10 protein-coding genes and 2 rRNA genes (1 of these 12 running past the window's edge) are annotated in these 14610 nt (G+C 45.1%); 2 read left to right on the top strand and 10 right to left on the bottom strand.

Annotated elements, in window-relative coordinates; all coding sequences use genetic code 11:
- Nucleotides 1-9: 9 nt before the first annotated feature.
- The 4 genes from treR to ACUC6J_RS03365 form a co-directional block, all read right to left on the bottom strand.
- Nucleotides 10-753, bottom strand: coding sequence for a trehalose operon repressor (gene treR, locus ACUC6J_RS03380; protein WP_340864203.1), 744 nt, complete (start codon nucleotides 751-753; stop codon nucleotides 10-12).
- A gap of 75 nt (nucleotides 754-828) precedes the next feature.
- Entirely contained in the window at nucleotides 829-2793 is a 1965-nt protein-coding gene (gene treP, locus ACUC6J_RS03375; RefSeq protein WP_447249752.1) for a PTS system trehalose-specific EIIBC component, read from the bottom strand.
- A gap of 105 nt (nucleotides 2794-2898) precedes the next feature.
- Entirely contained in the window at nucleotides 2899-4626 is a 1728-nt protein-coding gene (treC, locus tag ACUC6J_RS03370; RefSeq protein ID WP_340864201.1) for an alpha,alpha-phosphotrehalase, read from the bottom strand.
- Nucleotides 4627-4903: 277 nt separating this feature from the next.
- On the bottom strand, nucleotides 4904-5485 hold the full coding sequence (locus tag ACUC6J_RS03365) for a LysE family transporter (RefSeq protein WP_016818396.1): 582 nt from the start codon (nucleotides 5483-5485) through the stop codon (nucleotides 4904-4906).
- 112 nt (nucleotides 5486-5597) lie between these two features.
- Here ACUC6J_RS03365 and ACUC6J_RS03360 point away from each other — a divergent pair, with 112 nt between their 5' ends.
- Entirely contained in the window at nucleotides 5598-6152 is a 555-nt protein-coding gene (locus ACUC6J_RS03360; RefSeq protein ID WP_017428683.1) for a helix-turn-helix domain-containing protein, read from the top strand.
- Nucleotides 6153-6270: 118 nt separating this feature from the next.
- Here ACUC6J_RS03360 and ACUC6J_RS03355 read toward each other — a convergent pair whose 3' ends face one another.
- The 4 genes from ACUC6J_RS03355 to ACUC6J_RS03340 form a co-directional block, all read right to left on the bottom strand.
- Entirely contained in the window at nucleotides 6271-6840 is a 570-nt protein-coding gene (locus tag ACUC6J_RS03355) for a maltose acetyltransferase domain-containing protein (protein WP_447249751.1), read from the bottom strand.
- Nucleotides 6841-6865: 25 nt separating this feature from the next.
- Nucleotides 6866-8068: an MFS transporter gene (locus tag ACUC6J_RS03350; RefSeq protein ID WP_447249750.1), complete on the bottom strand. Its 1203-nt coding sequence runs from the start codon at nucleotides 8066-8068 to the stop codon at nucleotides 6866-6868.
- Between the two features lie 297 nt (nucleotides 8069-8365).
- The gene (gene lpdA / locus ACUC6J_RS03345) at nucleotides 8366-10051 is read right to left on the bottom strand and encodes a dihydrolipoyl dehydrogenase (protein ID WP_447249749.1); all 1686 of its coding nucleotides are present in this window, start codon (nucleotides 10049-10051) and stop codon (nucleotides 8366-8368) included.
- Nucleotides 10052-10111: 60 nt separating this feature from the next.
- Nucleotides 10112-10552 (bottom strand): OsmC family protein, encoded by a 441-nt coding sequence (locus ACUC6J_RS03340; RefSeq protein WP_447249748.1) that lies wholly within the window; start codon nucleotides 10550-10552, stop codon nucleotides 10112-10114.
- Nucleotides 10553-10708: 156 nt separating this feature from the next.
- Between ACUC6J_RS03340 and ACUC6J_RS03335 the strand changes: the two genes are divergently transcribed.
- The gene (locus ACUC6J_RS03335) at nucleotides 10709-11176 is read left to right on the top strand and encodes a MarR family winged helix-turn-helix transcriptional regulator (RefSeq protein ID WP_230877829.1); all 468 of its coding nucleotides are present in this window, start codon (nucleotides 10709-10711) and stop codon (nucleotides 11174-11176) included.
- A gap of 256 nt (nucleotides 11177-11432) precedes the next feature.
- Here ACUC6J_RS03335 and rrf read toward each other — a convergent pair.
- Nucleotides 11433-11549, bottom strand: a 5S ribosomal RNA gene (gene rrf, locus ACUC6J_RS03330).
- A gap of 152 nt (nucleotides 11550-11701) precedes the next feature.
- A 23S ribosomal RNA gene (locus tag ACUC6J_RS03325) occupies nucleotides 11702-14610 on the bottom strand (it continues 18 nt past the right edge of the window).

The following is a 14610-nucleotide window of genomic DNA, read 5'->3' as shown; positions in this document are numbered from 1 at the left end:
TGGGTCAGCTTAAAAACTCAGATTTCTCTCTTCACCGTGGGAACGTCTGGCAAAATCGACGAATTGAAATTTATCCAGCCGATGCCTTGATTCGGTATACTGGAACAATGTGGTGTCTTCCAAATAAACATAGTTACGGACTACAACCACATGAGTATAGTTTTGGAGGTCCATCAGCTTACGATCTTCTTCATCTGCATCTTCTACAGAAACGATCTTTTTAGCATAACTGATTTGAAGATGGAGCTCCCCTTCCAGGTACTCGTAGATAGATTCACGACTAATTTCCTCGGTAAGCACGGGGACAATGTCTGATCGAAAGTAGTCTTTATCCAGTATGACACATTCACCTTCTATTTCACGTGCACGAATGACTTTCCAGACCAAATACTTGTCTTTGTCAATCTCAAGATGAGTAGCTATATCATCTGGAACGGGAATCAACTGATTTTCATGAACAATCGTTTGTGATTTACGCCCAATCCGCTCAGACATTTCTTTGAAACTGACCAATCCCCCTATGGGAAAATCCATCCGTCCTATATCCAGAACAAAAGATCCTTTAGCCTTTATTTTATGGATATACCCATTTTGTGCAAGCAAGTGAAGTGCCTTACGCACGGTCTCACGAGAAGTGTCATACTCCCGGGCCAATTCATTTTCAGAGGGCATTTTCGAACCAGGAGCCAATTCGCCTGTCTGGATTCGTCCCGAGTACTCTTGATAAATTTGCAAAAATATATTCTTAGTCAATTTTCATCACCACGTTTATTGTAGCATTCTTTCACTGACCAGGTTACTAAAATAGGCTAGCAGGATGAATCTGACTTAATCCGTTTTGTTTGATGAAGAATTCAAATGAATTCTCATTAAGATATATTGCAAATCATTCGCCTCACCCGGCAATTCCTCAACTGATTCAATCATATTCTGCCCATCGGGGACAATAACCGGTGTAATGATGGGATATCCCGATTTCTGAATCAGCTCACGGTCAAATTCCATCAGTAGCTGGCCCTGCTCCACAGTTTGACCTGTCTCCACATGCATGGTGAATCCTTCTCCCTTCAATGACACCGTGTTGATTCCTACATGTACCAGTATCTGTACACCTGTCGGATGCTCCAAAATCAAGGCATGCTTGCTTTTCACCATGATGTGAATGACTTTTCCACTGAAAGGGGCAAGAATCCGACCATCCCTCGGTTCCACGGCAATACCTTGCCCCATCTGCCGTTCGGCAAAAGCCTGATCAGGAACCTGCTCCAATGGCACCACATGCCCCAATACCGGGGTCTTTACTTCAAGCACATCCAGTGCAGAATTTTGACGGCCCGAATCTTTCTGTACGGAGTCGTTAGCTGGTGTAGCAGGAGTCTGACGGCGTTTACTTAGCAGTTTCCCATACATGAAGGTTAAAGCGAACGGTACAATCAATACAATTGCCATCCCGATGAAGAATACGCCCCAGTTGTTTGGGAAAATGGATAGGAAGCCTGGAATCCCTCCTACACCAATGGAAGAAGCCAACACATGATTTACGGTGAGCAGTATACCTGCGATACCGGAACCGATCATTCCGAATACAAACGGATATTTATACCGGATATTCACCCCGAATATGGCAGGCTCGGTCACACCCAGAAACGCAGACACAGAAGAGGTAAGAGCCAATCCTTTTCCCTTTTGCTCCTTCAATACCAGCATCATGGCCAGTGCTCCGGCCCCCTGAGCGATATTGGACAGTGCCAGCATCGGCCATAGGAACGTGCCACCCTGCGTACCAATTAATTGCACGTCCACCGCCAGGAAAGTATGGTGCATTCCCGTAATGACCAGCAAGGAGTAAAAGCCTCCATAAATCAAGCCACCCAGCGCAGGAGCCAAATCGAAAACGTATACAAGACCAGACGTAATTGCATTACCAATCATAAAAGTAACCGGACCGATCACTGTAAAAGCAAGAAATCCTGTAATTAACAATGTAATCGGAGCTACGAGCAACAGCTTAAATGAATCCGCTATCTTCTTATTGAGGAATTTCTCAATTTGTGCGAGCACGTAAGCGGATACCAAAACGGGTAGAACCTGTCCCTGATAACCAATCTTGTTCACGTGCCAGCCAAACAAATCCCACACCGGAACGGTCCCTTTGGTCACGGCATCTGCATAGCTGTATGCACTCAGTAGATCTGGATGAACCAGAATCAAACCCAGTACAATCCCGAGTAAAGGACTACCGCCAAACCGGACAACAGCCGACCATCCAATCAAAGCAGGTAGAAATGTAAAAGCAGTGCTGGCAATGGTATTAATGATTGCTGCAAAGTCGGTCCATTGAGGGTAGACCTGAACCAGAGACATTCCTTCGAAAAAGATTCCATTGCCTGTCAAAATATTATTGATCCCAAGTAATAAACCTGCAGTCACGATCGCGGGCAAAATCGGAATAAAGATATCTGCCAGCGTCTTGATGGCACGCTGAATCGGGTTTTGTTTTTTACTAGCGGCGTTTTTAACATCGTCCTTAGAAGCCCGACTGCCTCCTGTAATGGAGATCATTTCGTCATATACCTTATCCACCAGACCTGGACCAATCACGACCTGATACTGTCCTTGTGAAGAAAATTGGCCTTTGACCAGATCATTTTGTTCGAGTGCTTCTTTATCGACCAGCTTATCATCATAAAGGGCAAATCGCAGACGAGTTACGCAATGCGTAGAGGCCTCTATGTTGTCTTTACCACCAACGGCTTTTACAATGTCTTCCACCTGTGCTCTTTCAATCGCCATCTAGTCCACTCCCTCGACGTTTGCTCATTTTTAAAGCAGCACCCCGGCTTAAAAATAAATGTACTACCGGGGTACTACTAGATGTTTCCATACTATTCACTCAGGTTAACGAACAATCCACATATAGGAAGCATACGGAGTCAAAGAGACCACCTGATTTAGCTGCGGAGCGTGCTGGGTATTACCGATTAAAAGCTCAGCCGCAACCCCTGCTTGATTATCTAATGATGAATAAAATGAATCCGGTATACGGAACTGTACATCCTGCCCGCTAAAATTAGAGATGACGACCAAAGTCTCCTGTTCATTGCTGCGTTGATAGGCATAGACCTGAGGGTGGGCTTCATCCAAGCGTTGATAATCCCCATCGGTGATGACCTGTACCGTCTTACGCAGATGAATCAGCTTACGATAATGATTATAGATCGAGTCCGGGTCCTCTAACTGGGACTGAACGTTGATATGTGGATATCGTTCATCTACCTTAATCCAAGGCGTGCCTGTAGTGAAACCTGCATTGCGAGTATTATCCCACTGCATCGGTGTCCTCGAATTATCACGGGACCGCTCTCGAATGATATCCAACGCTTCCTCTGCGCTTTTGCCTTGCTCCTGCAAGATACGATACATATTCAGCGATTCAACATCCCGAAACTCTTCAATATCTGACCACTGCGGATTGGGCATTCCAATCTCTTCACCTTGAAATATATATGGTGTTCCCTGAAGTCCATGTAGCGTGGTGGCGAGTAGCTTGGCGCTTTCCACATGGTATTCACCATCATCCAAAAAGCGAGAGATCGCTCTTGGCTGATCATGATTGTTAAAAAACAATGCACTCCAGCCGCCACCCTGTTGCATGCCAATCTGCCAATCCGAAAATAGCCTTTTCAGCATTTCAAAATCATAAGGCATGAGTTCCCACTTTTGCCCATTAGGATAATCCACCTTCAAATGATGAAAATTAAAGGTCATAGATAATTCTCTTCTCTCTGGATTGGAATAACGGATACAATGATCCAGTGAGGTGGAGGACATCTCCCCTACAGTGACGCTGTTATATGTTGAGAATACTTTCTCATGTAATTCATGAAGGTATTCATGCACATGCGGACCATCCGTATAATACTTACGCCCGTCCCCAGGAGCCGTGCTTCCATCATCATCCGAGAATTGCCGATCCTTGGAGATCAAATTAATGACATCAAGTCGGAAGCCACTAACTCCCTTCTCAGCCCAAAACTCCAGCACATTAACAACTTCTTGGCGAACTTTGGGATTTTCCCAGTTTAAATCCGCCTGCGTCTTATCAAACAGTGTCAAGAAGTATTGGTTTGTCGCCTCGTCATACTGCCAAGCTGGTCCACCAAACTTGGAAATCCAGTTGTTCGGAGGTCCTCCATCGGGTGCTGGGTCACGCCAGATATAATAATCCCTGTACTCATTATCCTTAGAAAGCCGCGCCTGCTGAAACCAGACATGTTCTGTGGAAGAATGGTTAACCACGATGTCGATCATCAAGTGCATCCCACGCGCCCGAATTTCCTGGCTCAATTCTTCAAAATCCTGCATTGTTCCATATTCAGGATTAATCCGGCAATAATCGGCTACATCATACCCGTTATCGCGCTGTGGCGAGACATATACAGGCTGCAACCAGATAATATCAACACCCAGTCCTTGCAGATAATCCAGCTTTTGTGTCAGACCTCTTATATCACCGGTTCCTTTGCCCGTCGTATCGTTAAAGCTTTTGGGATAAACCTGATAGACGACCGATTTGCGCCACCAGTCTTGATCTTGAGGAATTAAAGCCTTGTTCATTGCTTCCATTCATGCTCATTCCTTTCTTACGAAATGAAGTAGCGTAAAAGAATTTAATATAACGCTTTCAACTTCTTGTATATACAAGATTAAATCATGTATATACAAGTTGTCAATATACTTTATGTATTAAGGTAATACCCGTTTTACAGCTAAATGACCAGAAAACTCATCCATTCTGTCCGATTGTATTTCATGACTCTTTCAATAAACTCTATTTCACACGAAAAAGGCTCCTGCTTATAAGTCAGGAACCCATCTTTTAAATCGTGAATACGGTATTTATTTAAATCCATATAGATAGTGCGCTATAAAGGAGCAATAAGGCCATTATGATATTGAAGGAGCGCTCGTACTTATTCAAAAAGCGTTGAAACATGGCGCCGAAAATCGCCCAGCACATGACAGCTACAAAACCAATACAGGTCAGGATTAACGAGATCGTTATCATTGTCATATATGACACATCATACGGCATTACAAACGTTGAAATGACCGTAATACCATACAAAATGATTTTTAAATTGATAAATTGCAGCAGCAGTCCCGATTTGAAGGAATATCCTTCATTGTGGTCATTATCCTCCGAAGTAGATTTGCTCTTTGCTATTTTTACTGCCAGGTAAAGCATGTACAGACTACCAAGAACATTCATCCAGATTTTAACCCGAGGCAAGAAATGATATAAAGCTAGATTAAAATAGCAGGCTAACAGCATAATAGCGAAACAGCCTGCTGTTATTCCCAGTAAGAATGGAAAAGCTCTCTTCAAACCTAACCGCCTGGCACTGTCCAATGACATAATATTGTTGGGGCCTGGCGTAAAGCTAGTAACAAGTACATAAGATAAAAATGGAATAAACGGCATGCAACAATCAACTCCAGTGTGTTATAATTGAATAAAATGTACGTTGAAACGCACATTTGTACTTCATGATTGTACATCATGTTCTTTATACAGCACAAGAGGGGACGAAGAAATGATGGAGAATATTAATTTGATTTTAAGTAAAAATCTAAAACATCTAAGAAATGAAAGAAAATTGAGTTTAGATAAATTAGCTGACCTGACGGGGATCAGTAAAACGATGCTCGGCCAGATTGAACGCGGAGAATCTAATCCTTCGATTACAACGGTATGGAAAATTGCGAACGGTCTGAAAATATCATTCACTGCCCTGATTAGCGAGCCGCCTGCCGATGCCATAGTCGTTCCTAAAAGCAAAGTACAAGTGCTTGAAGAAAGCAATCACTATCGCTTGTATCCGTTTTTCCCCTATGAAGGAAATAGAAATTTTGAGGTCTATACCGTAGAGATTGAACCAGGCGGGGAACTGAGTTCTGCCCCACACCGTGAGGGTACTGAAGAATTTATTACCGTATTTGAGGGTGAAATGGTGGTAAAAGTTAGCGAAGAAATGTACACGGTGAAAGCTGGAGATTCGATCCGCTTTAAAGCAGACCGTCCACATATATACTATAATTCGGGAGAAACACTGGTACGGATGAATATGATCATTTATTACTCTGTATAGTTCAATTCTTAAAGAGCATACATGTAAAAGCCCTTAAATTAAATGATCCTATTAAAATAAAGAGCTCTTTTAATAGGATCATCGGTACAAATATTAAATGATTAGACCTGTATAGTGTTTATGAGATTTCAATTTGCTTAATTATTCGTGCTGGATTTCCAGCTACAACTACATTATCTGGAACATCCTTGGTTACTACTGCTCCTGATGCCACTACGACATTATCGCCTATCGTAATACCGGGATTAATAACAGCTCTACCGCCGATCCATACATTGTTACCAATCGTTACAGGCTTGCCATACTCTGCCCCAGCGATTCTTTCAAATGGATCAATGGGATGAGTCGCTGTGTAAATATGCACTCCTGGGGCCAAAAAACAATTATCTCCAATACGCACCTCACAAACATCCAAAATAGTACAGTCGAAGTTGGCATAGAAATTTTCCCCAACATGGATGTTGTATCCATAGTCACAGCGTATGTTGGGTTCCATGTTTATATTTTCACCCGTTGATCCGAAAAGCTCCTTAAGTAACTTTTCACGATAATCGCTATCCGCCTCCGTCGTCTGATTAAAGAGACGTACACATCTTCTCGCATACTCTCTTTCACTTGTTAATTGAGGATCAGCAGCTACATACAGCTCCCCATCCAGCATCTTTTGTTTTTCCGTTTTCATAGACATGTAACAATCTCCTTTATATTTTAATTCATTTCTTTTCTTTCATCCCCACAGGCTGGGCAGCACCCGATATCAAACCAGCCACCATAACGCCAATAAGCACTACAATTAAGGCATGCAGGAGACCCACCTGTTCACCTAAAAGCCCTAATCCCGGAGGACCCACTAGAAAGGCAATATAACCAATTGTGGCTACGGCTCCTACCCGGATAGCTGCACCATGAGGGTCATCTCCTGCAGCTGACAATCCTACAGGAAAACCAAGTGAAGCTCCAAGCCCCCACAGCAAGATACCCAATCCGGCTAAGAGATCATGCTGCCCCCAGATCACTAGAGTAATACCCACAGCAGCCAGGACAGCACTTCCTTTCAACACAGGGACGCGGCCGTATTTATCCAGTATAAATCCACCCGTGAAACGTCCAATGGTCATCGCTGCCACAAATAGCCCATACATATAGGAGCCTGTTAAGGAGTCCACGCCATAACCATCTACCATCGTTAGCGGCAGCCAGTCATTCGCGGCCCCTTCTGCAAACGCCATCCCGAGCACGATGATACCAATCAGTAGGATTCGCCTTTCTTTCCAGACAGCAAGCTGAACCTTGATATTAGATCCAACCTTGTATGTAGAAATAACCTTGTACGTAGAAATAACCTTTTCTTTACCTGTATCGTGGGGCAAATAACGATACAAATACAAAATTACCGTGGCAATCATGGCAGCCATAGCTCCAAAATGAATCACAACAGGTATGTGTAGTGCAGCTGCTCCAGAACCGATGACAGCCCCTACAAGGGTCCCCAAACTAAACGAACCGTGAAAGGCGGGCAAGAGCGTTTTATTCAACTGATTTTCTACCGCAGAACCTTCGACGTTAAGAGCTACTTCTGCTGTGCCATAGCCACCACCAAAGATGACCAAACCAACAAACACGATGCTCGTGAGCGAAAATGCAGTTCCCAACCCTACAATGACAAAACCAATCACAATCAAAAGCGCACTTCCCAGAATGACCGACCGTCCACCTATACGAGAAATAACATTGCCCGCACTAAGTAATCCCAATAAGGAACCCGCGGCTAATCCAAAAATAATAATCCCCATTTCGGCAGTCGAGACATGCAAAATATCCCGTATGACAGGCGTGCGGGACACCCAGGAAGCAAAAGCTACACCCGGTAAAGCGAATAACAAAAATAAAATATTACGAACTATCCTAGGATTCATGGAGGGTTCTCCTGTCATCGATGAGCTCCTTAGCGAGACTTTTTATAAATCTTTTAATAAGTAGTATTATAATATATTATTCTGATCGCATCCAGCACTTTTTTGTCAAAAATACCTGGGCAGTATGATAAGCTGAGGGCAACGGCCTCCAGTTTTTAGTGCTTCATCATTACAAGCTTTTTCTCCATCCCCCAGGGCCAGTTTCGTATATGTACCTTACATGAACATCCAATAATAAAAAAGGAATGCTTCCTTGTCCGCTTACTCAGACTAGAAGTATTCCTTTTATTTTTGATATTACGCTTGATGGAGCGCTCCAATGCTAAGGCCAAACGCGGCTTCGTGAATCACTTCTCCTGTCGTTGGATGAGAAAAAACGGTTTGCATGATTTGCTGCTCCGTCAGTTCATTGGCAATCGCCAATGTCAGGCTACTGATTAAAGATGATGCATCTGGACCAATGATCGATCCACCCACAATTTTTTGTGACACATTATCCTTTATCAATTTAATAAAGCCTTCCGATTCATTCATCGTTAATGCTTTCCCATTGCTGGAGAACGAAACTTTGCTTACACTGAAATCCATTCCCTCTTGCTTGCATTGATCCTCTAATATACCAACACTTGCGATTTCGGGTGAAGTGAAGATGACATTGGGAATGGCAGCATAGTGCATACCTTCCGATCCACCCATGATGGCATCAATAGCCGTGATCCCCTGGTGGGAGGCGACATGGGCAAGCTGCATAATATCCGTCACATCACCAATCGCATAGATATGTTCGACGTTTGTACGCATATATTCGTTAACAGCAATGCCTTTCCCACGCTCATTGCGCTGGATACCCGCTTGTTCAATATCCAGTCCGTCCAAATTGGGCTCACGTCCGATTGCAACAAGCACTTTCTCGCTAACTAACAAATGCTCACCTTGTTTGTTTTCATAGGTGACAATAGCCTGTCCATCGTCCGCTTGTTGGATTTTAGATACCTTGGATTGGGTATGGATATGAATCCCAGCATTTTCTGCCGAATGTTTAATTTCTTCTGAAATATCACTGTCAACCATGGTCAACAAACGATCCATAAATTCTACCACGTGAACCTCTACGCCGAAATTACGATAAATGAAGGCAAACTCCATACCAATCACACCACCGCCAATAATCGTAATACTTTTTGGTAGTTCAGTAGAGGCAAGGGCATCGGTGCTATTCATTACAAAAGGAAGATTGATGCCAGGAATATTCACTTTGGTAATTTTGGAACCTGTCGCAATAATGATATCTTTTGCTGTAACCTGGTAATGTCGTAGTCCTTTGACGCTTACTTGTGTGGCAGATAAAAAGGCAGCTTGACCGCGAATAATTTCAATATTATTTTTTTCCATTAAATAATCAATACCCGAAATCAACTTTCCTTTGATCTCATCTTTACGACGAATGACCTGTTTCATATCGACTTGAAGATCTGTTCCCGCATGAATACCAAACAAAGACGATTCCTTGATATGGTGACAAATCTCAGAAGACTTCACCAGGGATTTAGTTGGAATACAACCTACATTAAGACAGGTGCCACCCAATTCCTCTTTTTCCACCAAGGCCACCTTTATTCCTTTTTTAGCGGCATAAATCGCTGCCACATACCCTCCAGGTCCGGCTCCAATAATTAGCAAATCCACGTTCTTATCCACTATAGGTTGTTCCACCTTGATAGCCTGTGATGCTACTGTAGACGTCCCCTCTTCGGTAGCAGCTTCAATTGTAAATAAGGCCTGATTAGAGGATACTTCGTCGCCTTCTTCAAAGTGGATTTTACTAATACTTCCTTCGACATTTGCTGTAATTTCTCGAACACCTTTGCCTGTCTCAACCTCAAGAAGTACATCCCCAAAGGAAACGTTCTGTCCGAGCTGGACGTGATTTTTGCTAGCTTTCCCTTTTTTTCCTCCAGGGATCATTGACATTTTAACTTCCATAATTTTTTCAAACCCCTTCACGACCAAAAGAGAATTCATTGAGCCCTTTTAGCGAAAAATTTAATGTCTGACTACGCCTGCTTGTACCAATTTAACCCCATTAGCCAAACAATCCCCAACCGGACAAGTCTTTTCGACAAACGCTGCAAAAGCTTCTGCTTTTTCTTGGCTCTCTGTCGTTTTAAAGTGCATGGCAAAACGTATTTCCTGAAATCCACATCGAACATCCGCTAACCCCATGAACCCATCCGGGTCCAAATCTCCTTCCAGCTCTACATGGAATTCTTCATATGAGAACCCAAAGCCTTCGGCAAAAGCAGCAATAACGATCGACTGACATGCACCAAGCGCACACAGAAGTGCTTCAACCGGATTCATCGCTTTGTCGGTTCCACCAAAATCTTCAGGCTCATCCATCACAATTTTGAACCCTCTGGATTGAGCTTCCACTTGCAACCCTTCAGGTAATTTTTTTGCAGTAGCTTTAAATGTAGTTAACATAAATATAACCTCCCGTTTACTTTGTGAAATAAATAACTTTCTTCAGGGAAATTGTAGCACTCTTAGTTTCAAAAATAAATAGTTAGCTAAGTAATTTATTTTAGTTGTTAGTATCTGATATGATGAAAAGTACAAAGGTCTGTTATACTTAAGTTGATGTATAAGAAATATAGTTCAGTTGAATGGGTTGGTGTGGCCATGTTTAACTTAGAGGATTGTCTTGCTTTTATTACCAATCGTAGTGGAAAAATCTTTTCGGAAGCCTTGGAGAAAGAATTTCGACCTTATAACATTACTAGGAGTCAATGGATTGCGATGTATTATATCAATACACACAAATCCATGACTCAACGGGAACTCGCAGAAGAATTGTCGATTAAGGAGCCAAGTGTCGTGCGGCTGCTACAAAAACTAGAAGCCGAAGGATATTTACTTCGTAGTATTGATGATGCAGACAAACGAATGAAACAAATTCAATTATCCGATCTTGGTACGCAGGTTTGCCTTAAGCTTCTGCCGATTGCTGAGAAGTTTAAGCAAGACACCATTGCTGGGATCTCTCAGGACGATCTTCATATCTTTGAGAGTGTGCTTCAGAGAATGGTTGATAACACAAGGAAATAACAAGTATAGAAAAACGACCAAGGAAGGTACTTCTCTTGGTCGTTTTTCTTATAAAGCACGCATGTAATTGCTGGTTTACACTTCTACACTTACTGTAAAAGTAGAAGTAAATGGTTAAGTAAGCACAGGAGTAGTGGCACATGAATATCTTACTGTTTTTTTCATAAAAAAGTGCGTAAATGAAATCGCATTTCTAAGATCGGCTTAATTCCAAAAAGAAAGACACACCCCTTAATGGGATGTGCCTTTTTTTCTTGCTTGGCGGCGTCCTACTCTCCCAGGACCCTGCGGTCCAAGTACCATCGGCGCTGGAGGGCTTAACGGTCGTGTTCGGGATGGGTACGTGTGGAACCCCTCCGCTATCGCCACCAAACATGAATTTGCCTCGCAAATTCTTCCGTAAGCTTATTCGGTTCATCACAGATTGTGTGAATGAATCGCCATACGCTTGTCGTATGTACTTCTACATACCTTCAAGGTGTTACACCCTGAAAACTGGATCCGAAACTTCATTGCGTCTTATCTTAGGATAAGCCCTCGACCGATTAGTATTGGTCAGCTCCATGCATTACTGCACTTCCACCCCCAACCTATCTACCTCGTCGTCTTCAAGGGGTCTTACTAATTGGGAAATCTCATCTTGAGGGGGGCTTCACGCTTAGATGCTTTCAGCGCTTATCCCTTCCGTACATAGCTACCCAGCGGTGCTCCTGGCGGAACAACTGGTACACCAGCGGTACGTCCATCCCGGTCCTCTCGTACTAAGGACAGCTCCTCTCAAATTTCCTACGCCCACGACAGATAGGGACCGAACTGTCTCACGACGTTCTGAACCCAGCTCGCGTACCGCTTTAATGGGCGAACAGCCCAACCCTTGGGACCTACTTCAGCCCCAGGATGCGATGAGCCGACATCGAGGTGCCAAACCTCCCCGTCGATGTGGACTCTTGGGGGAGATAAGCCTGTTATCCCCAGGGTAGCTTTTATCCGTTGAGCGATGGCCCTTCCATGCGGTACCACCGGATCACTAAGCCCGACTTTCGTCCCTGCTCGACTTGTAGGTCTCGCAGTCAAGCTCCCTTCTGCCTTTGCACTCTTCGAATGATTTCCAACCATTCTGAGGGAACCTTGGGGCGCCTCCGTTACTCTTTAGGAGGCGACCGCCCCAGTCAAACTGCCCACCTGACACTGTCCTCGTACCGGATTACGGTACCAAGTTAGAACCTAGATACGATCAGGGTGGTATCCCAAGGATGCCTCCCCTCAAGCTGGCGCTCAAGGTTCAACGGCTCCCACCTATCCTGTACAGATCGTACCCAAATTCAATATCAAGCTGCAGTAAAGCTCCATGGGGTCTTTCCGTCTTGTCGCGGGTAACCTGCATCTTCACAGGTATTAAAATTTCACCGGATCTCTCGTTGAGACAGCGCCCAAGTCGTTACGCCATTCGTGCGGGTCAGAATTTACCTGACAAGGAATTTCGCTACCTTAGGACCGTTATAGTTACGGCCGCCGTTTACTGGGGCTTCGGTTCATAGCTTCGCCCGAAGGCTTACCACTCCCCTTAACCTTCCAGCACCGGGCAGGCGTCAGCCCGTATACTTCGCCTTGCGGCTTCGCACAGACCTGTGTTTTTGCTAAACAGTCGCTTGGGCCTTTTCACTGCGGCCCCCTCGGGCTATTCACCCTACCGAGGCACCCCTTCTCCCGAAGTTACGGGGTCATTTTGCCGAGTTCCTTAACGAGAGTTCTTCCGCGCGCCTTAGAATTCTCTTCTCGCCTACCTGTGTCGGTTTGCGGTACGGGCACCTTCTCCTGGCTAGAGGCTTTTCTTGGCAGTCTGAGATCATGACCTTCGCTACTATAATTTTCGCTCCCCATCACAGCCCAGCCTTAACGATGTGCGGATTTGCCTACACATCAGCCTCACTGCTTAGACGGACATCCATCAGTCCGCGTCACTACCCTACTGCGTCACCCCATCGCTCATAGCGGATTACGGTGGTACAGGAATTTCTACCTGTTGTCCTTCGACTACGCCTATCGGCCTCGCCTTAGGTCCCGACTTACCCTGAGCGGACGAACCTTCCTCAGGAACCCTTAGGCTTTCGGCGGATCTGATTCTCACAGATCTTTTCGTTACTCATACCGGCATTCTCACTTGAATGCAGTCCAGCGCTCCTTCCGGTACACCTTCAACCCGCATTCAACGCTCCCCTACCCCTGATGCAAAGCATCAAGCCATAGCTTCGGTGGTGTGTTTAGCCCCGTTACATTTTCGGCGCAGAGTCACTCGACCAGTGAGCTATTACGCACTCTTTCAATGGTGGCTGCTTCTAAGCCAACATCCTGGTTGTCTGTGCAACTCCACATCCTTTCCCACTTAACACACACTTGGGGACCTTAGCTGATGGTCTGGGCTGTTTCCCTTTCGACAATGGATCTTAGCACTCACTGTCTGACTCCCGGAACTAAATCTATGGCATTCGGAGTTTGACTGAGCTTGGTAACCCTTGCGGGCCCCGCACCCAATCAGTGCTCTACCTCCACGATTCTTCTTTCCGAGGCTAGCCCTAAAGCTATTTCGGGGAGAACCAGCTATCTCCGGGTTCGATTGGAATTTCTCCGCTACCCCCACCTCATCCCCGCATTTTTCAACATGCGTGGGTTCGGGCCTCCAGTGCGTGTTACCGCACCTTCACCCTGGACAGGGGTAGATCACCCGGTTTCGGGTCTACGTCCACGTACTCATTCGCCCTATTCAGACTCGCTTTCGCTGCGGCTTCAGCTCTTCACCTTAACCTTGCACGGGAACGTAACTCGCCGGTTCATTCTACAAAAGGCACGCCATCACCCCTAAATTGGGCTCTGACTTCTTGTAAGCACACGGTTTCAGGATCTATTTCACTCCCCTTCCGGGGTGCTTTTCACCTTTCCCTCACGGTACTGCTTCACTATCGGTCGCCAGGGAGTATTTAGCCTTGGCAGATGGTCCTGCCGGATTCATACGGGGTTTCACGTGCCCCGCACTACTCGGGATCCGTCTCGGAGGGAACGGGTTTTGAACTACAGGGCTTTTACCTTCTCTGGCGGGCCTTTCCAGACCTCTTCATCTAACCGGTTCCTTTGTAACTCCATGTGAGACGTCCCACAACCCCAAGGAGCAAGCTCCTTGGTTTGGGCTAATCCGCGTTCGCTCGCCGCTACTGACGGAATCACTATTGTTTTCTCTTCCTCAGGGTACTTAGATGTTTCAGTTCCCCTGGTCTGCCTCTCACTCACCTATGAATTCAGTGAGTAGTGACTGTCGATGAAGACAGCCGGGTTTCCCCATTCGGACATCCCCGGATCAAAGCTTGCTTACAGCTCCCCGAGGCCTTATCGTTGTTCGCCACGTCCTTCGTCGGCTCCTGGCGCCTAGGCATCCTCCGTGT

Source organism: Paenibacillus sp. JJ1683, assembly GCF_053006485.1.
This window is presented reverse-complemented; position numbering and strand designations above follow the sequence as displayed.

What these genes read in the sequence shown, in the direction of transcription:
- treP (WP_447249752.1), bottom strand. Translation starts at nt 2,793, where the DNA reads ATGGCGATTGAAAGAGCACAGGTGGAAGACATTGTAAAAGCCGTTGGT.
- treC (WP_340864201.1), bottom strand. Translation starts at nt 4,626, where the DNA reads ATGGAAGCAATGAACAAGGCTTTAATTCCTCAAGATCAAGACTGGTGG.
- ACUC6J_RS03365 (WP_016818396.1), bottom strand. Translation starts at nt 5,485, where the DNA reads ATGCCGTTTATTCCATTTTTATCTTATGTACTTGTTACTAGCTTTACG.
- ACUC6J_RS03360 (WP_017428683.1), top strand. Translation starts at nt 5,598, where the DNA reads ATGATGGAGAATATTAATTTGATTTTAAGTAAAAATCTAAAACATCTA.
- ACUC6J_RS03355 (WP_447249751.1), bottom strand. Translation starts at nt 6,840, where the DNA reads ATGTCTATGAAAACGGAAAAACAAAAGATGCTGGATGGGGAGCTGTAT.
- ACUC6J_RS03350 (WP_447249750.1), bottom strand. Translation starts at nt 8,068, where the DNA reads ATGAATCCTAGGATAGTTCGTAATATTTTATTTTTGTTATTCGCTTTA.
- lpdA (WP_447249749.1), bottom strand. Translation starts at nt 10,051, where the DNA reads ATGGAAGTTAAAATGTCAATGATCCCTGGAGGAAAAAAAGGGAAAGCT.
- ACUC6J_RS03340 (WP_447249748.1), bottom strand. Translation starts at nt 10,552, where the DNA reads ATGTTAACTACATTTAAAGCTACTGCAAAAAAATTACCTGAAGGGTTG.
- ACUC6J_RS03335 (WP_230877829.1), top strand. Translation starts at nt 10,709, where the DNA reads ATGTATAAGAAATATAGTTCAGTTGAATGGGTTGGTGTGGCCATGTTT.